General features: G+C 73.6%; 19 protein-coding genes. 12 read left to right on the top strand and 7 right to left on the bottom strand.

Going from position 1 to position 19,924, the window contains the following annotated elements; translation table 11 throughout:
* Positions 1-103: 103 nt before the first annotated feature.
* The 4 genes from ACQPXD_RS21905 (at position 104) to ACQPXD_RS21890 (ending at position 3,078) form a co-directional block, all read left to right on the top strand.
* Positions 104-397: a hypothetical protein gene (locus ACQPXD_RS21905; RefSeq protein ID WP_432841335.1), complete on the top strand. Its 294-nt coding sequence runs from the start codon at positions 104-106 to the stop codon at positions 395-397.
* A gap of 425 nt (positions 398-822) precedes the next feature.
* The gene (locus ACQPXD_RS21900) at positions 823-1,476 is read left to right on the top strand and encodes a TetR/AcrR family transcriptional regulator (protein ID WP_432841333.1); all 654 of its coding nucleotides are present in this window, start codon (positions 823-825) and stop codon (positions 1,474-1,476) included.
* An 82-nt stretch (positions 1,477-1,558) separates the two neighbouring features.
* Entirely contained in the window at positions 1,559-1,975 is a 417-nt protein-coding gene (locus ACQPXD_RS21895) for an ester cyclase (RefSeq protein WP_432841331.1), read from the top strand.
* Between the two features lie 5 nt (positions 1,976-1,980).
* Positions 1,981-3,078, top strand: coding sequence for an LLM class flavin-dependent oxidoreductase (locus ACQPXD_RS21890; protein WP_432841329.1), 1,098 nt, complete (start codon positions 1,981-1,983; stop codon positions 3,076-3,078).
* Here ACQPXD_RS21890 and ACQPXD_RS21885 read toward each other — a convergent pair.
* Together ACQPXD_RS21885 and ACQPXD_RS21880 are read right to left on the bottom strand one after the other, a co-directional pair.
* Complete coding sequence (locus ACQPXD_RS21885) at positions 3,069-3,692, bottom strand: TetR/AcrR family transcriptional regulator (protein WP_432841327.1); 624 nt, start codon at positions 3,690-3,692, stop codon at positions 3,069-3,071. The two genes, ACQPXD_RS21890 and ACQPXD_RS21885, sit on opposite strands and share 10 nt — an antisense overlap.
* A gap of 41 nt (positions 3,693-3,733) precedes the next feature.
* Positions 3,734-4,207, bottom strand: a complete 474-nt coding sequence (locus ACQPXD_RS21880; protein WP_432841325.1) for a pyridoxamine 5'-phosphate oxidase family protein — start codon at positions 4,205-4,207, stop codon at positions 3,734-3,736.
* Positions 4,208-4,356: 149 nt separating this feature from the next.
* Here ACQPXD_RS21880 and ACQPXD_RS21875 point away from each other — a divergent pair, with 149 nt between their 5' ends.
* The 3 genes from ACQPXD_RS21875 (at position 4,357) to ACQPXD_RS21865 (ending at position 7,899) form a co-directional block, all read left to right on the top strand.
* Complete coding sequence (locus tag ACQPXD_RS21875; protein WP_432841323.1) at positions 4,357-5,541, top strand: lipid-transfer protein; 1,185 nt, start codon at positions 4,357-4,359, stop codon at positions 5,539-5,541.
* A 32-nt stretch (positions 5,542-5,573) separates the two neighbouring features.
* Positions 5,574-7,052, top strand: a complete 1,479-nt coding sequence (locus ACQPXD_RS21870; protein WP_432841321.1) for an AMP-binding protein — start codon at positions 5,574-5,576, stop codon at positions 7,050-7,052.
* A 319-nt stretch (positions 7,053-7,371) separates the two neighbouring features.
* Positions 7,372-7,899, top strand: coding sequence for a DUF1062 domain-containing protein (locus ACQPXD_RS21865; RefSeq protein WP_432841319.1), 528 nt, complete (start codon positions 7,372-7,374; stop codon positions 7,897-7,899).
* Between the two features lie 296 nt (positions 7,900-8,195).
* Here ACQPXD_RS21865 and ACQPXD_RS21860 read toward each other — a convergent pair whose 3' ends face one another.
* Positions 8,196-9,473 (bottom strand): MFS transporter, encoded by a 1,278-nt coding sequence (locus tag ACQPXD_RS21860; protein WP_432841317.1) that lies wholly within the window; start codon positions 9,471-9,473, stop codon positions 8,196-8,198.
* A 187-nt stretch (positions 9,474-9,660) separates the two neighbouring features.
* Between ACQPXD_RS21860 and ACQPXD_RS21855 the strand changes: the two genes are divergently transcribed.
* Positions 9,661-9,852 carry a hypothetical protein gene (locus ACQPXD_RS21855; RefSeq protein WP_432841315.1) on the top strand — a complete coding sequence of 64 codons (192 nt, stop codon included), beginning with the start codon at positions 9,661-9,663 and terminating at the stop codon, positions 9,850-9,852.
* Positions 9,853-9,902: 50 nt separating this feature from the next.
* Entirely contained in the window at positions 9,903-10,631 is a 729-nt protein-coding gene (locus ACQPXD_RS21850) for a TMEM175 family protein (RefSeq protein ID WP_432841313.1), read from the top strand.
* 23 nt (positions 10,632-10,654) lie between these two features.
* On the opposite strand, the gene ACQPXD_RS21845 is transcribed toward ACQPXD_RS21850, so the two are convergent.
* The 3 genes from ACQPXD_RS21845 to ACQPXD_RS21835 are packed head-to-tail and all read right to left on the bottom strand — an operon-like array spanning position 10,655 to position 13,373.
* On the bottom strand, positions 10,655-11,710 hold the full coding sequence (locus ACQPXD_RS21845) for an NADPH:quinone reductase (protein ID WP_432841311.1): 1,056 nt from the start codon (positions 11,708-11,710) through the stop codon (positions 10,655-10,657).
* Between the two features lie 9 nt (positions 11,711-11,719).
* Positions 11,720-12,448, bottom strand: a complete 729-nt coding sequence (locus ACQPXD_RS21840; protein WP_432843922.1) for a tyrosine-protein phosphatase — start codon at positions 12,446-12,448, stop codon at positions 11,720-11,722.
* A 7-nt stretch (positions 12,449-12,455) separates the two neighbouring features.
* Positions 12,456-13,373: a LysR family transcriptional regulator gene (locus ACQPXD_RS21835; protein ID WP_432841309.1), complete on the bottom strand. Its 918-nt coding sequence runs from the start codon at positions 13,371-13,373 to the stop codon at positions 12,456-12,458.
* 49 nt (positions 13,374-13,422) lie between these two features.
* Here ACQPXD_RS21835 and ACQPXD_RS21830 point away from each other — a divergent pair, with 49 nt between their 5' ends.
* From ACQPXD_RS21830 to ACQPXD_RS21820, 3 genes are all read left to right on the top strand, one after another.
* Complete coding sequence (locus tag ACQPXD_RS21830; RefSeq protein ID WP_432841307.1) at positions 13,423-13,881, top strand: group II truncated hemoglobin; 459 nt, start codon at positions 13,423-13,425, stop codon at positions 13,879-13,881.
* Positions 13,882-13,941: 60 nt separating this feature from the next.
* Positions 13,942-16,620, top strand: coding sequence for a LuxR C-terminal-related transcriptional regulator (locus ACQPXD_RS21825; protein WP_432841305.1), 2,679 nt, complete (start codon positions 13,942-13,944; stop codon positions 16,618-16,620).
* Positions 16,621-16,734: 114 nt separating this feature from the next.
* Positions 16,735-17,469, top strand: a complete 735-nt coding sequence (locus ACQPXD_RS21820; protein ID WP_432841303.1) for a DUF4386 domain-containing protein — start codon at positions 16,735-16,737, stop codon at positions 17,467-17,469.
* On the opposite strand, the gene ACQPXD_RS21815 is transcribed toward ACQPXD_RS21820, so the two are convergent.
* The gene (locus ACQPXD_RS21815; protein ID WP_432841301.1) at positions 17,447-19,771 is read right to left on the bottom strand and encodes a putative bifunctional diguanylate cyclase/phosphodiesterase; all 2,325 of its coding nucleotides are present in this window, start codon (positions 19,769-19,771) and stop codon (positions 17,447-17,449) included. The two genes, ACQPXD_RS21820 and ACQPXD_RS21815, sit on opposite strands and share 23 nt — an antisense overlap.
* Positions 19,772-19,924 lie beyond the last annotated feature (153 nt).

The raw sequence follows: 19,924 nt of genomic DNA, 5'->3' as shown, positions 1-19,924 counted from the left end.
CGGCCGGCCCGCCACGGCGGGACCTCCGTCCGGTGAGGACCTTCGACCCTGTCCCCCGGCCCCGCGCGGCTCCTACCCTGAGTCCCGAGAAAGGGGTGACACCATGGGCGCGACCATGTTCGTCGCCGCGATCGTGGCGAGCGTGTACGTCGGGATGATCGCGATGTACACCGCGGTCATCCGCAAGCGCGGCCCGTCCGCCGACGGCTCCGACCCGCGCATCGCCGTGTGGCTGGCCGAGTCCGCGGCCCGCCGCCGCGATCGCGCCGAGCGCGCCGCCACGCAAGCTCTCCTGACCGGTCACCTGGACCGGGCCGAATATCAGGCCGCCATGGCCACCACCGCCGCCCGGGAGAACGCGGAGCACCCGCTGGAGGTTCCCCGGTCCCGTTTATGACCTCGCGGTGAGGTTCTCGTCGACGCCACCGTTGCCGCCGCGCGGGCCGGAGTCGCGCCCGCAGTCGCCATAGCCGATGCGTGGCCGGGCGTATGTCTCCGTGATCATGATGCGCGCGGTGGCCGCACCACGGGTTTGCCATGATCCCGGAGACTTCCGGTACACAGGGGTGACACAGGGGTACATCGCCGCTCCGTGATCATGAAAAACCGTTGGTGTCGGTGCCGGGCTCGGCATGATCGTGGAGACTTCCGGTCGCTGCGACCGGTCGAGCTTGGGACCATCCCCGCGGGCGCGGGGAGCACACGTCGGTATCCGGAACAGCGAGCCCGCCGCGCCGGCCGAGTGGTCAACTGACGCAGCTGCGTCGCCTCTAGCGTACCGGCATAACTGACGCAAGTGCGCCGGTTCGTTACGATCGTCACATGGCTCAGCGCGAGGGTGGTGGATTGCGGGCGGACGCCGCGCAGAACAAGGAGCGGCTGCTCGCCGCGGCGCGGGAGGTGTTCGCCGAGCAAGGGCTGGGCGTGTCGATGCGGCAGGTCGCCCGGCACGCCGGCGTCAGCGAGCCCACGCTGCGGCGGCGGTTCGCGAGCCGGGAAGCGCTGATCGCGGAGGCGTTCGAGGACAAAGTCGTGTTGTACGCCGAGGCGGCCGAGGCCGCGCTCGGCGACCTCGACCCGTGGGTCGGGTTCACCTCGTTCCTGCGGCAGATGGCGAGCATGCAGCTGGTCGACCGCGGCTTCGCCGAGATGCTGACCATGACCTTTCCGGCGTCCATGCGCTACGAACAAGGCCGGCGCCGGGCCTGGGACGCGATCCAGCGGCTGATCGAACGGGCCAAGACGGCGGGGCGGCTGCGCGAGGACTTCGTCGCCGAGGACATCGTCCTGCTCCTGCTCGCGCATGCCGGTGTCGTCGCCGGGTCCGGGCGGCTCGCCGAGCGCTTCTCCGCCCGGCTGCTCGGCTACCTGCTGCAGGCCTTCGCCGCGCCCGGAGCCGTCTCGCTGCCGCCGGCGCCCTCGGTCGCCGAGACCTACCGGGCCCTGCTGCGGCTGCACGACAACGACCCCGCGTGACCGGAATAGGCACGTCGCGCCCGGCGTTGCTAGGATTAACTGACGCAGCCGCGTCACTTAATCCACAACCCAGGAGGACGAGATGTCCGACGAAACCAAGCGGATCGCCCGGGCGTTCTACGAGGGCTACAACGACAAGGATCTGGAGACCAACTTCGACGCCTACATCTCACCGGACCTGGTCAACCACGCGCTCGACGGGCGCTACAACCGGCGGGCGTGGATCGACTTCGACTCCACGCTGTTCGGAGCGTTCGAGAACTTCAGCCTGACCGTGCTCGACCAGGTGGCCGAGGGCGACAAGGTCGCCACCCGCTACCGGCTCGGCGGCACCCAGACCGGCGAGTTCGCCGGCGTCCCCGCCGCCGGCAACACCGCCTACCTGACCGCGACGTCGGTGGACCGGATCGCCGGCGGTGTGATCGTGGAGCACTGGACCGACCTCGACTTCAGCGGGTTCCTCGAGCAGCTCTCCGCCACGCCGGCCGAAGCGCGATAGCCGCCATGGAGATCGGTGCGTTCACGTTCGTGGATGTCAGGCCCGGCGATGCGGGCGGTCCCGCCCGGCGCGTCCCGGAGCTGCTCGAGGAGATCGCCCTGGCCGACGAGGTGGGTCTGGACGTGTTCGGGATCGGTGAGCATCACCACCCGGGGTTCGCCGCGCCGGCCCCGGCGGTGATCCTGGCCGCCGCGGCGGCCCGGACGTCGCGCATCCGGCTCACCAGCGCCGTCACGGTGCTCAGCTCCGACGATCCGGTGCGCGTGTTCGAGCAGTTCACCGCCCTCGACCTCGCCTCGCAGGGGCGGGCGGAGCTCATGGTGGGGCGGGGCGCGCTGCTGGACTCCTTCCGGCTCTTCGGGCACGACGTCGCCGACTACGACGACCTGTTCGACGAGAAGCTGCGCCTCCTGCTCCGGCTGCGCACCGGCGAGCCGGTGACCTGGTCGGGCCGGTTCCGGCCGCCGCTGCAGGGGGAGGTGGTGCTGCCGCGGCCCGTGCAGAACCCCTTGCCGGTGTGGGTCGCGGTCGGTGGAAGCCCGCACTCGGTGGTCCGCGCCGCCGAGCTGGGACTGCCGATGGTCATCGGGACGGTGGGCGGACTGGTGGAGCAGTTCGCACCGCTGGCCGCGCTGTACCGGCAGGGGCTGGCCCGCTACGGCCAGGACCGGCCGCCGTTGTCGATGACGCTGCACGGCTTCGTCGCCGACACGTCACAGAAAGCCGGGGAGGTGTACTTCGGCGCCGACGCCGAGCTGTTCAACATCGCCGGCGCCGAGCGGGGCGTCCGCGGCGTGACGGCCGCGCACACCGCCGCGAAGAACGGCCCGGGCAGCACCTACGCGGTCGGGTCCCCGCAGCAGGTCGTGGAGAAGCTGCTGCACCACCACGAGGTGCTCGGCCACGATCGGACCATGCTCCAGCTCGCGGTCGGTTCGGTGCCGCACCGCGAGATCATGCGCGCGATCGAGCTGCTCGGCACCGAGGTGGCGCCGGTCGTGCGCGCCGAGGTCGGCCGGCGGGCCCGGCCGGCCCCGGCGGAGGCCGGGACGCACAGCGGCGGCCCGAGCGGCGCAGCCTGCCACCCCGACAGTCAAAGTTGACTGGCTAGGCCGACCCGATCGGAGATGAGGGCGGACCAGAGGCGGATGAGGCGGTCGTCGGAGCCGGGGGCGCGCAGCACCTCGCGGGCCGCGGCGCCGCGCATCGCGTCGATGACGATGTCCAGGGCGTCGCCGTAGCCGTCGGCCTCGGCCACCTCGGGGCCGAACAGTTCCGCGGCGACGGCCCGGATCGAGTGGCCGACGACGCGCTCCTGCGGCAGCAGCGCGGCGAGCAGCCCGGGGTCGGTGCGGGCGGCCAGCCACAGGGCGACCGAGGCGCGGAACAGCGGCCCGTCGTGCTGCGACCACAGCACCCGCACCGCCCACTCGATCCGCCCGGTGTCCGGGGCCTGCGTGCGCACGAGCCGGAGGATCGCCTCCAGGCGGCGCTGCGCGAGGTGGTTGACCGCGGCCAGCATGAGCTCGGTGCGGGACCCGAAGTGGTGCAGCAGCGCGCCGCGGGACACGCCCGCGCGGGACTGGACCTCCAGCGTGGTCGTGCCGCTGTAGCCCTTCTCGTCCAGCACCGCGATCGCCGCGTCGAGCAGCCGCCACTGCATCGACGCGGAGCGGTCGGCCGATGCGCGACCGGCCCGCGCTGGTTCCGCTGCCACGCGGGCGCCTCCTACCGTCGTTCTTGACCGCCGATGGTACGTCAGGTGGTCGCCGGTGGCGGCCCGAGCTTGCGGTGGTCCCAGGACCGGACCCGCCCGACGTCGAAGCGCACCGCGACCCGATTGCGGATCATCGCCTCGACCCGCGGGCGCATCTCCTCGGTGTACGGCCCCTGGTACCGCTGCCACATGCTGACCCCGACCGCCCACAGCGCGTCGCGGTCGTCGACCACGACGGCGTCGCCGTCCAGGGAGACGCCGCGCAGCGCGTCGTAGGTCCGGCCGTCCTCGATCAGGACCGTGGCCCGGGGATCGCGGCGGAGGTTGACCGCCTTCTGCGCCTTGGCCTTGGTCTCGAACCACAATTGGCCCTCGACGATGGCGTACCACATGGCGACCAGGTGCGGCCGGCCGGACGGGCCGAGGGTGGCCAGGCACGCGGTGCGCTGCTCCTCGATGAACCGGGTGACCTCGCCGGGGGTCATCGCGACCTGGGCCCGCTGGTTGACGCCCATCAGCCGGCGCGCCGCAGCGCGGTCTGCTGCCCGATGCCCCGGCCGGCGCCGGTGACGAGGGCGGTGCGGTCCTGGAGATTGCTCATTGCGATGACGTTACAGGTGTCCTAGCCTCAGTCAAGTCTGACTGTTTTGAGTGAGGAGGACGCATGGGTACGGACGTGCGCGTCGCCGGGGTCGGCATGGTCGCCTTCGCCACGCCGAGCGCCGGCAAGCGCTACGAGGACCTGGCCCGCGACGCCATCCGGTCGGCGCTGGCCGACAGCGGGCTGGACCTCGCCGACGTCGGGCAGGTCTTCGCCTCCTACGTCTACGGCGACTCGACCTGCGGCCAGGCGGCGCTCTACGGGGTCGGCCTGAGCGGTGCCCCGCTCGTCAACGTGAACAACAACTGCGCCAGCGGCTCGTCCGCGCTGTGGCTGGCCCGCCAGGCCGTCGCGAGCGGCGAGACCGACGTGGCCCTCGCGTTCGGGTTCGAGCAGATGCAGCGCGGGGCACTCACCGCGCACTGGACCGACCGGCTCGGCCCGGCGATGCGCTACCTGGACCGCCTCGCGGAGATCTACGGCACCGAGGACGGCGCCCCACCGGCCGCCCAGCTCTTCGGCGCGGCGGGCCGCGCGTACATGGACGAGTTCGGTACCCCCGCGGAGGTCTTCGGACGGATCTCGGTCAAGGCCCGCCGGCACGCCGCACACAACCCCTACGCCGTCTTCCGCGACCCGGTCACGCTGGAGGAGGTCATGGCCTCGCCGCACATCTACGGCCCGCTGACCCGGCTGCAGTGCTGCCCGCCCACCAGCGGCGCCGCGGCCGCGGTGCTCGTCAGCGCCGACTACGCGCGCCGGCGCGGGCTGCCGGCCACGGTGCGCATCGCCGGGCAGGCCCTCACCACCGACCGCCCGTCCAGCTTCGGCGACGACATGCGCAAGGTCGTCGGCTACGACATCACCGCTTCGGCCGCGGCCACCGCCTACGCGCAGGCCGGCATCGGCCCCGAGGACATCCCGGTGGTGGAGCTGCACGACTGCTTCACCGCCAACGAGCTCATCACCTACGAGGCGCTCGGCCTCACCCCGGCCGGCACGGCGGAGAAGTTCATCATGGACGGCGACAACACCTACGGCGGGCGGGTCGTCACCAACCCCTCCGGCGGCCTGCTGTCCAAGGGACACCCGCTCGGCGCCACCGGCCTCGCGCAGTGCGCCGAGCTCACCTGGCAGCTGCGCGGCACCGCCGGCGGCCGGCAGGTCGAGGGCGCCCGGACCGCGCTGCAGCACAACATCGGCATAGGCTCCGCCTGCGTCGTCACGGTCTACCAGACCGCCGACTGACCACGACCGGCCACGCTCGGAAGGTGCACACCGTGACTGCCAGCGAGACCACGACGTTCGGCGAGGCCATCGGCAGCCTCGCCGCCCAGGCCCCGGACCGGCCGGCCATCACGTGCGCCGGGCGGACCCTCACCCGGGCGGAGCTGGACCGCCGCAGCAACCAGCTGGCCCGCGCCTTCGCCGATTCGGGGGTACGGCCCGGTGACTACGTCAGCATCAGCCTCGACACCGGCCCCCAGTTCATGGTCGCCGCGTTCGCCGCGTGGAAGCTCGGCGCCGTGCCGCAGCCGCTGTCGGACCGCATGCCGCCGAGCGAGCGCGCCGCCGTCCTCGACGTCGTGCGGCCGGCCGGCATCGTCGGCGCCGGCGCCGACTCGGGCTTCCCCGAGCTGCCCGCCGAGGCGCCCGGCGAGGACGACGGCGCCCTGGCCCGGGCCGTGTCACCGGCGTGGAAGGCGCCCACCTCCGGCGGCAGCACCGGCCGGCCGAAGGTGATCGTGGCCGACGCGCCGGCCCAGCTCGGCACCGTCACCCCGCTCGCCGCGCTCACCGGGATACCCCGCGACGGCGCCGCCGTCGTGCCCGGTCCGCTGCACCACAACGGCCCGTTCCTGTTCAGCACGGTGGCGCTGCTGCTCGGCTCGCACGTCGTGCTCCAGCCGCGGTTCGACGCCGAGCAGGTGCTGCGCGACATCGAGACGCACCGGGCCGGCTGGCTCTACGCGGTGCCGACGATGCTGCACCGCATCTGGCGCCTCGACCCGGCAATCCGCGACCGGTACGACCTCTCCTCGCTCGGCCGGATGGTCCACATGGCGGCGCCGTGCCCGCCGTGGCTGAAACGGGCGTGGATCGACTGGCTCGGTCCGCAGCGCGTCCTCGAGGTGTACTCCGCGACCGAGGGCACCGCGGCGACCGCCATCGACGGCACCGAGTGGCTCGCCCACCCCGGATCCGTGGGCCGCCCGCTGCTCGGCGAGATCACGATCCTCGACCTCGACGAGCGCGAACTGCCCACCGGCGAGATCGGCCACGTGTGGCTGCGCCGCGGCCCCGGCGCCGCGTCCGGCTACCACTACCTCGGCGCGGAGGCCAGGACCCGCGAGGGCGGCTGGGAGTGCTACGGCGACCTGGGCTACTTCGACGCCGACGGCTACCTGTACCTCACCGACCGGGACACCGACATGATCCTGGTCGGCGGCTCGAACGTCTACCCGGCCGAGGTCGAGGCGGCGCTCAACGAGCACCCGGCGGTGCTGGACTCCTGCGTCATCGGCGTGCCGCACGAGGACCTCGGCGCCGCACCCCACGCCATCGTGCAGACCGCGGCCGCGCGTACCATCGCGCCGGAGGAGCTCGCGGAGTTCCTGCGCCGGCGCCTCTCCCCCTACAAGCTCCCCCGCACGTTCGAGTTCACCGGCGAACCGCTGCGCAACGAGGCCGGAAAGGTCCGGCGCGCCGAGCTGCGCCGGCGGAATGGAGCCGGGAATGCCGTCAACGCGGGCGACTGAGGTCGACCGAGCGCGCGGCCCGGCCCTCGCCCCGTTCAGGCCGGCCGTCGACGACCGGTGACGCCGAAAACCCGTTGAGCCGTCCTTCCGCGTTCCCGTAGGTTGCCTGTGGCCCGTCGCCGCGAGGACAGAGGACAAAACCGCGTGACCCCGCCCGCTCTCTAGACCTGACACCCGCTTCCGCGCATCTTCAGGCCGACGCTCCCGCCGGCCGTGCCGGGCTGCCCGCGTGCGCCCGTTCATGCAGCGTTTGAGGCCGCGCTCATCGGCCTCCGGTCAGGTCTTGAGAGAGATCATCATGTCTTCACAACCTCATATCGTGCTGCCCTGGGTCGTTCGCCGGACCAGGCTGCCCCTGCTGTCGTTGCGGTGCGTGGACTGCCGGTCGGCGTCGGCCACCACCGGCGAGGGCAGGTTCCGCGTCAACGCCAACGGCAAGCTGCTGGACGTGTGGCTGCTCGCCCGCTGCGTGTCCTGCGACCGGACGAACAAGCTCACCGTGCACGAGCGAGCGCCGGTCAGGACCATCGATCCGGCCGAGCTCGACGGCTACCACGCCAACGATCCGGGGCTGGTGGCGGCCACGCTGCTGGATCCGCTGTTCGCCCGGCGCAACCGGTTCACCCTGGACTGGCGGGGCGCCTGGCGGCTGGACATACCGCCCGCCCCGCTCGACGAGGCGTGGCCGCTCCAGGTGGAGGTCGTCTTCGAGGATCCGGTGCCGGTGCGCCCCGATTGGCTCATCGCGCGAGGCCTCGGCCTCAGCAGAAACGAGGTGCTGCGCCGGACCAAGTGCGACATTCCGCTGCGCCGTCCGACGAGCGCCGGATTCACCTTCGTGATCTGATCGGCAACCCGAGAGTGGGACGTAGGCCGGCTCGCCTACGTCCCCTTTCACCCAGCGGGCGCAAGCTCCGATCCGCGCGGGCCGGGCGGATGAAAGTCTCCGTGATCATGTTGCTCGCGGTGGCCGTACCACGGGTTTGCCATGATCCCGGAGACTTCCGGTACACGGGTGTACATGGACACTCCGTGATCATGAAAAACCGTTGGTGTCGACGCCCGGGTACGCATGATCACGGAGACTTCCGGTCGCGCGCGGCGCGGTGGAGATCGACGTTCAGCGGCCGGTGCTGCGCTGCTTCAGGGCAGCCAGGTCGGCGGCGGAGCAGTGCGTGCCGGTCCGGACGACGCCGCCGACCGTGTGCAGGTGGCGGTCGGGTCGAGAGGTGACCGCGGTGGACGAGATCCTGGTACCACTCCTGTCCGCCTCAGGCGGGCCAGCGGTGACGCCGCCATGAGCACCGGCGACAGCAGCATGCCGGCGGCCGTGACCAGCAGCGCCGCGCGCATCCCCCACTGCTCGGCGAGGAGGCCGCCGAGCAGCGAGCCGACCGGGGTCAGCCCCATCCCGGCGAAGGTGATCGTCGCGCTGACGCGCCCCTGCAACGCGTCCGGCGTGACGGCCTGCCGGACGGCCATGACCGTGACGTTGACCATCTGGCCGAAGCCGCCGAACACCAGGTTGATCGCGATCAGCGCGGGGACGGTGGCCCCGGGGCCGCCGTGCAGCGCGGGCACGCACAGCATCACGCCGTCGCCGACCGCCGCGGCCGCGACGAGCACCGGCCCGTAGCCGAGGCGGCCCGGGAGGCGCGCGGCGAGCAGGGAACCGGCCAGCGCGCCCGGCCCGGTCGCGGCGAGCGCCAGGCCGATGGCCGTGCCGGACAGGTGCAGCTCCCTCGGCAGGAAGAGCAGGTACGTGGTCATCGTGGCGGCGAGGAAGAACTGGAACGCGGCCGAGGCGAGACACACCGTCCGCAGCAGGGGGTCGCCCGCCACGAACCGGAGGCCCTCGCGGATCGGACCGGGATGCGCAGGGATCGGCTCGCGGTGGCGGATGCGGCCGATGGACGCGGACGACACGGCGAAGCACAGCGCGCCGGCCGCGACCGCGACCGGCGCCGGCAGCAGGGACGTCAACGCCCCGCCGAGCGCCGGCCCGCCGATCTGAGCCGCCGACCGGCTCCCCTCGAGCGCGCTGTTGGCCGGGAGCAGCTGGTGGCGTGGCACCAGACGTACCACTGCGGCTTGATAAGCGACGTCGAAGAGCACCGACAAGGCGCCGACGGCCAAAGCGATGACCAGCAGCAGCGGGAGCCCGAGCCCGCCCACCAGGCCGGCCACGGCGGCCGCGCCCAGCGCCACCGCCCGCCCGAGGTCCGACAGCACCATGACGGTCCGGGTCCGCCACCGATCCACCCAGGCGCCGGCGAACAGCGTGAGCAGCAGCAGCGGCGCCTGCCCGGCCGCCCGCAGGACACCGAGCTGCCCCGCACCGACGTCGAGCGTGAGGACGGCGAGCAGCGGGAGGATCACCAGGCTCGCATGCTCCCCCAGCTGCGAGGCGGTCTGACCCACCCACAGCCCGCGGAAGTCGGGGCTCCGCCAGAGACCAGGCGCAACGACATCGGCATCGGACGGCACGCGGACCCCTCGGATCGCAGCGGACAGGGCTCAACGCTCGCTGTGCCGCACGATTCGGGGCAGCACGCGATGGCAGGCCGATCGCAGCCTAGGACGTCAACGCGCGCTCGAACGACCGGGCATGTCTCCACTCCTCACCGGGTACGCGCCCACGCTACCCCAGCGGGCCGATCCGAGCCGGGCCTGCAGCAGGTCGAACAGGGTCTCCACGCGGGCCGCCAGGATCGGGTCGATGCTGCACGACCGCGTCGCGGGCTGTCTGGTCAAGGTCGAGCGCGGCGCGGTCGGCGAGGTCCTGGTGGACGTCGCATGACGCCGGGCCGCCCCCGCCGGCCGATCGAGGAACCGCTATCGTTTGCGCGCATGCGGGACGACAGCGCCGGCGAGCCGGCACCTCCCGGGCTCACGCCCGAGCGCGTCGGTTTCTTCACCGACGCCCTGTTCGCCATCGCCATGACGCTGCTGGTGATCGAGATACCGCGGCCGGAGTCGGAGGCGTTCCAGGTCGGCGAGGGGGTCTCCAAGGCGCAGGCGGCCGAGCACCTGTGGTCCTTCCTCATCGACCAGGCGAGCTCCTTCTACGCGTACTTCCTCGCCTTCTTCATGCTCTGGATCGTGTGGCGGCAGCACCACGTGCTGCTCGACCGCGTCCAGCGGGTCTCCAAGCGCATGGTGGCCTGGCACTTCCCGTTGCTGTTGCTGGTCGGGTTCCTGCCGTATCCCACGACGGTGCTCGGGCACTATCCCGACAACCCGCTCGCCGCCCTGCTCTACGGCCTGGTGGTGGCCGCCCTGCTGCTGTGCCGGTCGGTGATCCAGAGCGAGGGGTACCGGGGCGAGCTGCTCCGGCCCCACGTGGACCCGGGCACGGTCCGCACGACGGTCATCGTTTCATGGATCATCACGGGGTACTGGGCGGCCACCGTCGGCCTGGTGTGGTGGTTGACGGCGTGGATGCAGCTCGCGTGGTACCTGTCGCCGCTGGCCGCCGCGCTCGCGGGCCGGCTGATCGACCGCCGGCCGCGGGTCGCCGGGCCAGGGCTGGGGCGCGAGCTGGACACGGCGGCGCCACAGCCGGCGGACGGTCAGTGATCCTGCGGCGCCCCTGAAGGCGGTCAGCCGGCGACGGACGGATCGACCTGGATCAGCACCTTGCCGACCGCGCCGGACTCGACGGCGGCGTGCGCGGCGGCGGTCTCGGACAGCTGAAACAGGTGCAGCGGCACGCCCGCGTCGGCGCCGAAGCGCAGGCCGCCGTCGGTCAGGGCAGCGTTGACGGCGGCGGCGCCGTGGGCGAGGGCGTCCTGGCCTACCGAGTACAGCAGGACGAACTGGTACCGCACGTTGAGCACCATGTGCCGGCGCACGTCGAGGGCGAGCGGGCCGCCGCTGCTGTCGTTGGCGTAGACGACGATCGTGCCGCCCGGGCGCAGCACGGACAGGTTGAGCTCGGCGTTGTGCGCGGCGGCGACCTCCACGACCACGTCGACGCCGTCGGGGAACGCGTCGCGGATCTGCGCGGCCGCGTCGGGCTCGGTGTAGTTGACCACCCGCCCGGCCCCGGCGGCGCGGGCCAGCGCCGCCTTCTCCGGCCCGCTGACCGTCGTGACCACCGACGCGCCGGCCCAGGTGGCGAGCTGGATCGCGGCGTTGCCGACCGCCCCGGCCCCGCCGGCGACGAGCACGTTGACCCCGTCGAGCGCGCCGGGGGCGAGCCGCACCGGCGCACCCTCGTGGACGGTGAGCGCCCGGTGCGCGGTCAGCGCGGGCACGCCGAGGCTCGCCCCGGCCTCGAACCCGACGCCGTCGGGCAGGGCCACCACCCGCTCGGCCGGCACCACCGTGTAGCGCTGCGCGGTGCCGCTGCCGGGGCGCTGGTAGGCGGCCAGCATCACCCACACCCGGTCCCCCACCGCGAGCCCGCCCACCCCGGCGCCGACGGCGTCGACGACGCCGGCCCCGTCCTGGTTGGGCACGGCGCCGTCGGCGGGAACGTCCGAGGTGGCCGTGGCGCCGGTGCGCTGCTTCCAGTCGGTGGGGTTCACTCCCGACACCGCCACCCGCACCCGGACCTCGCCCGGGCCGGGCTCGACGATGTCCCGCTCGACCTCGCGCAGCACCGACGCGTCGCCGAACTGCGTGTACACGATCGCCCTGTTGGCCTCGCTCATGCCGCAACCTTACGGCAGCCGCGACCCGTCGCCGATCAATCGGGCCCGGACCGCGCGCACGTCCTCCGGGGTGAGACCGGCGGCGCGCAGGTGCGCCCCGATGTCCACCCCCGCGAGCACGTCGTGCAACGCCGCGGCGATCGTGGTGCCGCGCAGCGCCAGCCGGGCGGCGACCGGATCGTCGTCGTCGGGCCGGGCCCGCGCGAAGTACCGTCGCAGCCGCTCGCCGCTGAGCGCGTAGTCGGCGACGATCGCGTCCGGGGTCACGCCGGCGAGGGTGAGCAGGAGCAGCGCGACCAGGCCGGTGCGGTCGCGGCCGATGCCGCAGTGCACGACCACGCCGCCCGGTTCGGCGCGGGCCACCGCGGCGATCGCCGCGACGCAGCGCTCCGCCTTGCGCTCGATGAACGGCCGGTAGTAGAGCGGCGTGCCGTCGTCGATGTCGTCGTCGACCAGCTCGGACCAGAACGCGGCGTCCGCGTTGTCGTCGAGTGGCACGGGTACCACCGCGATGCCGGCCGGCCGCGCGACCCCGGTCGAGCGCTCGTCGTCCTCGCGCAGGTCCACCACGGTCCGCACGCCGTAGGCGGCCAGGTCGGCCCATCCCTGCGGGGTGAGCCGGTCGAGACTGTCGGCGCGCACGACGGCGCGCCAGCGGGTGGTGCGGCCGTCGGCGGTGGGCAGGCCGCCCAGATCGCGCACGTTGTGGCAGCCGGCCCAATCAAGGTGTCGATCGATCCCGTCATCATATTGGAGCCGCCAGCTCCCGCGCGACGGCGATGAACTCGGCCACCGGCGGCGGGTGCTCGCCGGACCGCCACGCGACGGCGACGTCCGAGGGCGGGATGTCGTCGACCTTGACGAACGCGAGCCGGGGCCACGGCTGGGCGCGCGCCACCGACTCGGCGACGACGCCGGCGGCCTGGCCGGTGCGGGCCGCCTCGAGCAGGTCTTCGAGGCGCCGGCCGGTGGCCCCGACCCGCGGCGGCCGGCGGCGCAGCGCGGTCAGGCGCCAGAAGGCGCACCAGACCGGGTCGGACTCGTCGATCTCGATCCACGGCTCGTGCTCGATCTCGGCGAAGCCGATGCTCGCCCGGCCGGCCAGGGGGTGCCGGTCGGCGAGCGCGACGTAGCGCGGCTCGCTGGCGATCACCAGCAGCTCCACGCCGTCCGCGCTGAACGGCGGGCGGACGATCGCGACGTCGGTCTCGCCGGTGAGCACGCCGCCGGTGGGGTCGCCGAAGTCGAAATGGCGGGTGCTGAGGGCGACCCGCGGATGGCGCCGCCGGAACGCCTCCAGGAGCGCGGGGGTGAGCGGGAAGGCGGCGGTGGCGGCCAGGCCGACCCGGAGCCGGGCGGCGCGTCCGTCGCGCAGGCGCACCGCGGCGGTGTGGGCGCGCTCGGCCGCCTCGACGGTTTCCCGGGCGTACGGCAGCCACTCGACCGCGGCATCGGTGAGCCGCACGGGCCGGGTCGCCCGCTCGAACAGCCGCAGCCCGACGATGTCCTCGAGCTGGGCGATGCCCTCGCTGAGCGTCTGCTGGACGACGTGGAGCCGCCGCGCGGCGCGGGTGAAGTTCAGCTCCTCGCAGACGGCGAGAAAGTAGCGCAGGTGCCGCAGCTCGATCGAGGACGGCGCGACCGGCCGTGCCTGTTCAGTCATCGGTACGTCCTGTTCGCGGCGCGAGGATCCGATCCGTAGCGTCCCATATATGGCACACGAGAGTCTGTACGAGCACGCCGGCGGCACCGACGCCCTGCACCGGCTCGAGGACCACTTCTACGCCGGCGTGCTCGCCGACCCGCTGCTGCGGCCGCTGTTCGGCGCCGGCAAGCCGCACCACGTGGAGCACCTCACCTGGTTCACCGCGGAGTCCTTCGGCGGGCCGGACCGCTTCACCCGCGAGCTCGGCTTCGCCCACCTCATCGACGTCCACCGCCACCTGAAGATCACCGAGGAGCAGCGCCGGCGGTTCGTCGAGCTGTACCTGGCCGCCCTCGACGCCGTCGGCATGCCCACCGACCGGCCGTTCCGCGACGCGGTGCGCTCGCACGTCGAGTTCGGCACGCAGGTCGCCATGCAGAACTCGCACGCCGCGACCGACGACGACCTGCACCCGATCCGCGAAGTGCCCCGCTGGACCTGGGACGGCGACCAGACCGAAGGGTGAGCGTCCCGGGGGGCTACGCTCCTGCGCATCGGCATAGAAGGCCCATGAGGGGAGCTGCCGGTGCAAGGCCCCCTGGTCGCGACCAAGCTGCTCATTCCGGCGATCCGGCAGAGCGTGGTCGCGCGGCCGCGGTTGCGTGAGCGGCTGGTGCGTGGGGCGGCGGCCCGGCTGACGCTCGTGTCGGCGCCCGCCGGGTTCGGCAAGACGACGCTGCTCAGTGCGTGGCCGGGCGCTGCGGGCGCGGCGGAGCGGGCGGTGGCGTGGGTGTCGCTCGACGAAGGGGACAGCCGGCCGGCGACGTTCTGGGCGTACGTCATCGCCGCCCTGCAGCGGGCCGTGCCCGGGGTCGGCGCCGGGGCGCTCGCGCTGCTCGAATCCGCGCAGCCGCCGATCGAGGGGCTGCTCGCCACGGTGGTCAACGAGCTGTCGGCCGTCGACGGCGACGTCGACCTGGTGCTCGACGACTACCACCTGGTCGACAACGGCGACATTCACGCCGGGCTGGGGTACCTGCTGGAGCACCTCCCGCCGCGGGTGCATCTGGTGATCAGCACCCGCGCCGACCCGCCGCTGCCGCTGGCCCGGCTGCGCGCCCGCGGCGAGCTGGTCGAGCTGCGCGCGGCCGACCTGCGGTTCACCTCGGCGGAGGCGGCCACCTACCTCAGCGAGGTGGCCGGGCTGCGGCTGTCCCCGGCCGACGTCGCGGCGCTGGAGGAGCGCACCGAGGGCTGGATCGCCGCCCTGCAGCTGGCCGCGCTGTCGCTGCAGGGGCGGGCCGACGTCACGGGGTTCATCGCCGGGTTCGCCGGCGACGACCGGTACATCGTCGACTACCTGGTCGAGGAGGTGCTGTCCCGCCAGCCGGAGCACGTGCGCGGCTTCCTGCTGCAGACCTCCGTCCTCGACCGGCTCAGCGGGCCGCTGTGCGACGCGGTGACCGGCGAGTCCGGCGGCAAGGCCCGGCTCGAGGCGCTCGACCGGGCCAACCTGTTCACGGTCCGGCTCGACGACAACCGCCGCTGGTATCGCTACCACCGCCTCTTCGCCGACGTGCTGCACGCCCGCCTGCTGGACGAGCGGCCGGAGCAGGTCGCCGGGCTGCATCGCCGGGCGAGCCAGTGGTACGACCGGCACGGCGAACCCTCGGCGGGGGTCCGGCACGCGCTGGCCGCCGGCGACGTCGAGCACGCGGCCGGGCTGATGGAGCTGGCCGTCCCGGCGCTGCGCCGCACCCGGCAGGAGGCCACGATCCGCGGTTGGATCGGCGCGGTGCCCGACGACGTGGTGCGGGCCCGGCCGGTGCTCGCGGCCGCCCTCGCCGGGGCTTTGCTCGCCGGCGGCCAGCTCGACGGCGTCGAGGGCCGGCTGGCCGGAGCCGAGCGGTCGCTGGCCGCGCCCGGGGGGATCGTCGTGCAGGACCGGGAGGGCCTGGCGCGGCTGCCCGGAACCATCGCGCTGTATCGGGCGGGGCTGGCGCTGGGGCTGGGCGACGTGCCGGCCGCGCTCGGCCAGGCCCAGCTGGCCGTCGACCGCGCGGGCGACGACCACATGACCCGGGCCGCGGCGGCCGGCCTGCGCGGGCTCGCGTTCTGGGGCGGCGGGGACCTCGAGGCCGCGCACCGCGCCTACTCGGCCTGCGTGGACGGGCTGCTCCGGGCCGGGCACATCCCGGACGTCCTGGGCTGCTCCATCACGCTGGCGGACCTGCGGATCACCCAGGGCCGGCTGGGCGAGGCGGCCGAGACCTACGAGTCCGCGCTGCGGCTGGCCGCCCGCGAGGCCGGGACGGTGGTCCGGGGAACGGCCGACATGCGCGTGGGGCTGAGCCAGATCGCGTGCGAGCGCGACGACCTGGCAGCCGCCGCCGGGCACCTGCGGCGCAGCGACGAGCTCGGCGAGCACACCGGGATGCCGCAGCACCCCTACCGGCGGCGGGTCGCGCTGGCCGGGCTCCGGCAGGCGCAGGGCGATCCGGACGGCGCGCTCGAGCTGCTCGACGAGGCGCAGCGGGTGTACGTCGGCGACTTCGCCCCGGACGTGCGGCCGATCGCGGCGCTGCGGGCCCGGCTGCTGGCCGCGCACGGGCGGACCGGCGAGGCGCTGCGGTGGGCGCGCGACCGGGGGCTTTCCGCCGGCGACGACCTGTCCTACGCGCGCGAGTTCGAGCACATCACGCTGGCCGCGGTCCTGCTGTCCGGACCCGCCGCCGACGGCCACGAGGCGGCCCTGGGCCTGCTGCACCGCCTGGAGACGGCCGCGGAAGAGGGCGGCCGGGCCGGAAATCTCATCGAGGTTCTGATACTGCGGGCCCGCGCGCTGCAGGCCCGCGGTGACACCGCCGCGGCACTGGTACCGCTGGAGCGCGCGCTGAGCCTGGCCGAGCCCGAGGGCTACGTCCGAGTATTCGTCGACGGCGGCCCCGCGGTGGCTACTCTGCTGAGCACCGTCGCGAAACGGCGGGAGTCCGCACAGTACCCCCGCCAACTCATGAACGCGACCGGGAAGACCTCCCGCGGCCGGATCCCCGACGCCGGGCAGCGGCTGGTCGACCCGCTCAGCGAGCGCGAGCTGGGCGTGCTGCGCCTGCTGGCCTCCGACCTCGACGGGCCCGGCATCGCCCGCCGGCTGGGCATCTCGGTCAACACCCTGCGCACCCACACCCGCAACATCTACGCCAAGCTCGGGGTCAACAGCCGCCGCGCGGCGGTCCGCCAGGCCGGCCGGCTCGACCTGCTGTAGCGCGCGGCGCGGATCACCAGATGTGGTGATCCGCGATCACCACATCGGCGCCTACCGTTCGAGCGTCCCCCGACGCGAAAGGAGCGCCCCCGTCCGCGGGGCACCTCGACTGACATGACGACCGCCGCGCCAACCACCGCCGCCCGGATCCCCACGGCCGGCACCCGCACGACCGCTCGGGTCGCGGGCGCCTTCTACCTGCTCACCTTCGTCGCCTCGATCCCCGCGCTGATCCTCATCGGCCCGGTCCTGGACAACTCGGACTACATCGTCAGCGGGGGCTCCGACGCCCGCGTGGTGCTGGGGTGCCTGCTCGACGTCGTCAACGCCTTCGCCGGCATCGGCACCGCGGTCACCCTGTTCCCCGTGCTCAAGCGGCAGAACGAGGCGAGCGCGCTGGGCTTCGTGACCTCCCGGGTCATCGAGGCGGCCGTCATCATGATCGGCGTCGTGTGCCTCCTCGCCGTGGTCACGCTGCGGCAGGACGTGGCCGGGACGGCCGGCACCGACCCGGCCACGCTGGTCACCACGGGCAAGACGCTGGTCGCGGTGCGCGACTGGACCTTCCTGCTCGGGCCCGGCCTGATGCCGGCCATGAACGCGCTGCTGCTCGGCTCGCTGCTCTTGCGCTCCCGGCTGGTGCCGCGATTCATCCCCGCGATCGGCCTCATCGGGGCGCCGCTGCTGCTCATCTCCGCGCTCTCCACGCTGTTCGGCGCGTTTGACCAGGTCTCCTCGGCGGCGGCGGCGCTCAACGTGCCGATCGCGGTGTGGGAGTTCCTCGTCGGCGTCTACCTGCTCTGCTGGGGCTTCCGGCCCGCACCCGTCACCGGGGATCAGCCGCGATGACCGCGCGGTCCCCCGAGTCCAGCACGCCCGGCGGGGCCAGCTGGACCAGGGGGGCCGAGGCGCCGTAGCGGTGACCCTGGCCGTAGCGGCAGCCGAGGGCGGCCATCGCGGTCGCCTGGTGCTCGGTCTCGATGCCCTCGGCGACCACGGTGACGTCCATGCCGGCGCAGATCTGCACGATCGAGCGGCAGATCGCCTCGCTGCGGCCGCCGTCGGCCAGGGTGAACGACCGGTCCAGCTTCACCTCGTCCACCGGCATCGCGTGCAGCTGCGCGAGGGCGTTGTACCCGGTGCCGAAGTCGTCCAAGGCGAACCGCACGCCGAGGCGGCGCAGCCGCCGCACGGCCCCTGCGGCGGCGCCGAGGTCGGGCAGCGGAGCGGTCTCGGTGAGCTCCAGCAGGAGCCGGTGCGGGGCCAGGTTGTGCCGCAGGACGGCGGCGCGGACCGTCTCCTCGTGCTCGGGCCGGCCCAGCCGCGCGGCCGAGGTGTTGACGTGCACGGCGATGTCGGCCCACGGGCCGCGGAAGGTGGCGGCGTCGCGGCAGGCCCGGTCGAGTACGAAATCGTCCACCAGACGGATCAGGCCGATCTCCTCGGCGGTGGCGATGAACGCGTCGGCGGAGACCGGGCCGAGGGTCGGATGGGTCCAGCGCGCCAGCGCCTCGACGGCGACGATCGCCCCGTCGCGCAGCCGGACGATCGGCTGGTAGTGCACGTCGAGCCCGCGGCCGTCGCGCAGCGTGGCGGCGAGGGCCTCGGCGAGGTCCGACGTGCCGGTGCCGTCCGGCAGATCGAGACGGTACCGCACGAGGGTGCCCTTGCCCTGCCGCTTCCCCGCGTACATCGCGGCGTCGGCGCGGCGCAGCAGGGCGTCGGCGGACAGCACGCGGCCGTGCTCGCCGGCCTGGACCAGGCCGATGCTCGCGCCCACGGTGACGGTCTGGCCGTCGAGGTCGAACGGCCGGCCGATCTCGGCCATGACCCGCTCGGCCGGCTCGCCGGGGTCGCCGGTGCCCTCCAGCAGGATGGCGAACTCGTCGCCGCCGACCCGGGCGACGGTGTCGGTGTCGCGGACCGCGGCGCGCAGCCGGTCGGCGACGGCGCGCAGCAGCCGGTCGCCGGCGTGGTGGCCGAAGCGGTCGTTGACGGTCTTGAAGTCGTCGAGGTCGCAGAAGAGCACGGCCAGGGAGCGGCCGTCGCGGTGGTGCAGGGCCAGGGCGTGCTCGAGGCGGTCGTGGAAGACGATCCGGTTGGACAGGCCGGTGAGGCTGTCGTGGAAGGCCTGGTGGGTGAGGCGGGCCTGGCTGTCCGAGACCCGGTCGAGCAGGACCGCGTTCTCCAGGAGGGTGACCGCCTGGCGGATGATCAGCAGCGAGATGACCGCCGTCTCGACGGTGATCTCCACGCCGTCCATCCGGACGCCGCGCATCAGCTGACCGATGAACAGCACACCGGTGCCGGCGACCGGGACGTACGGCAGCAGCAGGTGCGCCCAGCGGGCGTTCCGGCGCGGCGGTGGCGCCTCGGCCGGCCGGGCCGGGGTGAGCGCGGCGACGGCGACGAGCGCCTGCCCGGCGATGAACCCGGCGTCGAACAGCGGCGGCATGCTGTCCGCGCCCTTGGACACCAGATACGCGAAGATGCTGTCCGACAGCGACAGACACAGCAGCCCGAGGCCCAGGATGGTGAGCTGGCCGCGGTTCGCCGGGGCCGAGGTGGCCAGCAGCAGGATGACGATCACGGTCAGCACGAGGTCGGTGACCGGGTAGGCGATGGCGACGGAGTAGGCGAACGGCGTCGCCGCGCCGGCCCGCGCCACCGAGCCGAGGCTGGTCGCCCAGGTGAGCACGAACAGCGCGCCGACGACGATGAGCCCGTCGAGCACCATCACCAGCTGACCGGGCCGGCGCCGCGGCGCGCCGTGCGGCGGCCGGGCCGCGGCCAGCGAGACGATGGCGGGCAGCGCGAACACGGGCAGGGTCAGGTAGCCGGCGTCGGCCAGGGACGGGGACGGCAGCGCGTCGGCCCGGAACAGCTGGTACCAACTCCAGATGGACTGACCGATCGTCCAGCCCAGCGTGCCCGCGCCCATCCACAGCCGCCACCGCCGCTGTGCACCGGCGTGGCGCCGAGCGGTGAGCCAGCAGGCCAGGGTCGCCGCGACGCCGGCGGAGAACTGGCCGGCGTCGTCGACCAGCTGCGACCACCAGGGCGGCAGCAGCCCCGTGCCGCCGAGCCCGACGACGGCGGCCACCGACAACGCCGCGACGAGCAGCGGCTTCGATGCAGGTCCGCGCGGCAACGATTCCATCCTCACCGGAGGTGATCAGCACGACACGGGCGTTACGGTACCGCACGCCCGTGTGGGTCTGCGGTGGATCGGCGTTGATCGTCACGTCGCGGTGCGGACACCTGCCGTTCCATTGACGGATATGTCCGGCTCACCGCCGCCGGG

The organism is Dactylosporangium sp. CA-092794 (genome assembly GCF_050948465.1).
In the GTDB taxonomy this organism is placed as follows: Bacteria; Actinomycetota; Actinomycetes; order Mycobacteriales; family Micromonosporaceae; genus Dactylosporangium.
This window is presented reverse-complemented; position numbering and strand designations above follow the sequence as displayed.

What these genes read in the sequence shown, in the direction of transcription:
- ACQPXD_RS21900 (WP_432841333.1), top strand. Translation starts at nt 823, where the DNA reads ATGGCTCAGCGCGAGGGTGGTGGATTGCGGGCGGACGCCGCGCAGAAC.
- ACQPXD_RS21835 (WP_432841309.1), bottom strand. Translation starts at nt 13,373, where the DNA reads ATGACTGAACAGGCACGGCCGGTCGCGCCGTCCTCGATCGAGCTGCGG.
- ACQPXD_RS21855 (WP_432841315.1), top strand. Translation starts at nt 9,661, where the DNA reads ATGTCTCCACTCCTCACCGGGTACGCGCCCACGCTACCCCAGCGGGCC.
- ACQPXD_RS21850 (WP_432841313.1), top strand. Translation starts at nt 9,903, where the DNA reads ATGCGGGACGACAGCGCCGGCGAGCCGGCACCTCCCGGGCTCACGCCC.
- ACQPXD_RS21875 (WP_432841323.1), top strand. Translation starts at nt 4,357, where the DNA reads ATGGGTACGGACGTGCGCGTCGCCGGGGTCGGCATGGTCGCCTTCGCC.
- ACQPXD_RS21880 (WP_432841325.1), bottom strand. Translation starts at nt 4,207, where the DNA reads ATGGGCGTCAACCAGCGGGCCCAGGTCGCGATGACCCCCGGCGAGGTC.
- ACQPXD_RS21830 (WP_432841307.1), top strand. Translation starts at nt 13,423, where the DNA reads ATGGCACACGAGAGTCTGTACGAGCACGCCGGCGGCACCGACGCCCTG.
- ACQPXD_RS21890 (WP_432841329.1), top strand. Translation starts at nt 1,981, where the DNA reads ATGGAGATCGGTGCGTTCACGTTCGTGGATGTCAGGCCCGGCGATGCG.
- ACQPXD_RS21895 (WP_432841331.1), top strand. Translation starts at nt 1,559, where the DNA reads ATGTCCGACGAAACCAAGCGGATCGCCCGGGCGTTCTACGAGGGCTAC.
- ACQPXD_RS21905 (WP_432841335.1), top strand. Translation starts at nt 104, where the DNA reads ATGGGCGCGACCATGTTCGTCGCCGCGATCGTGGCGAGCGTGTACGTC.
- ACQPXD_RS21820 (WP_432841303.1), top strand. Translation starts at nt 16,735, where the DNA reads ATGACGACCGCCGCGCCAACCACCGCCGCCCGGATCCCCACGGCCGGC.
- ACQPXD_RS21845 (WP_432841311.1), bottom strand. Translation starts at nt 11,710, where the DNA reads ATGAGCGAGGCCAACAGGGCGATCGTGTACACGCAGTTCGGCGACGCG.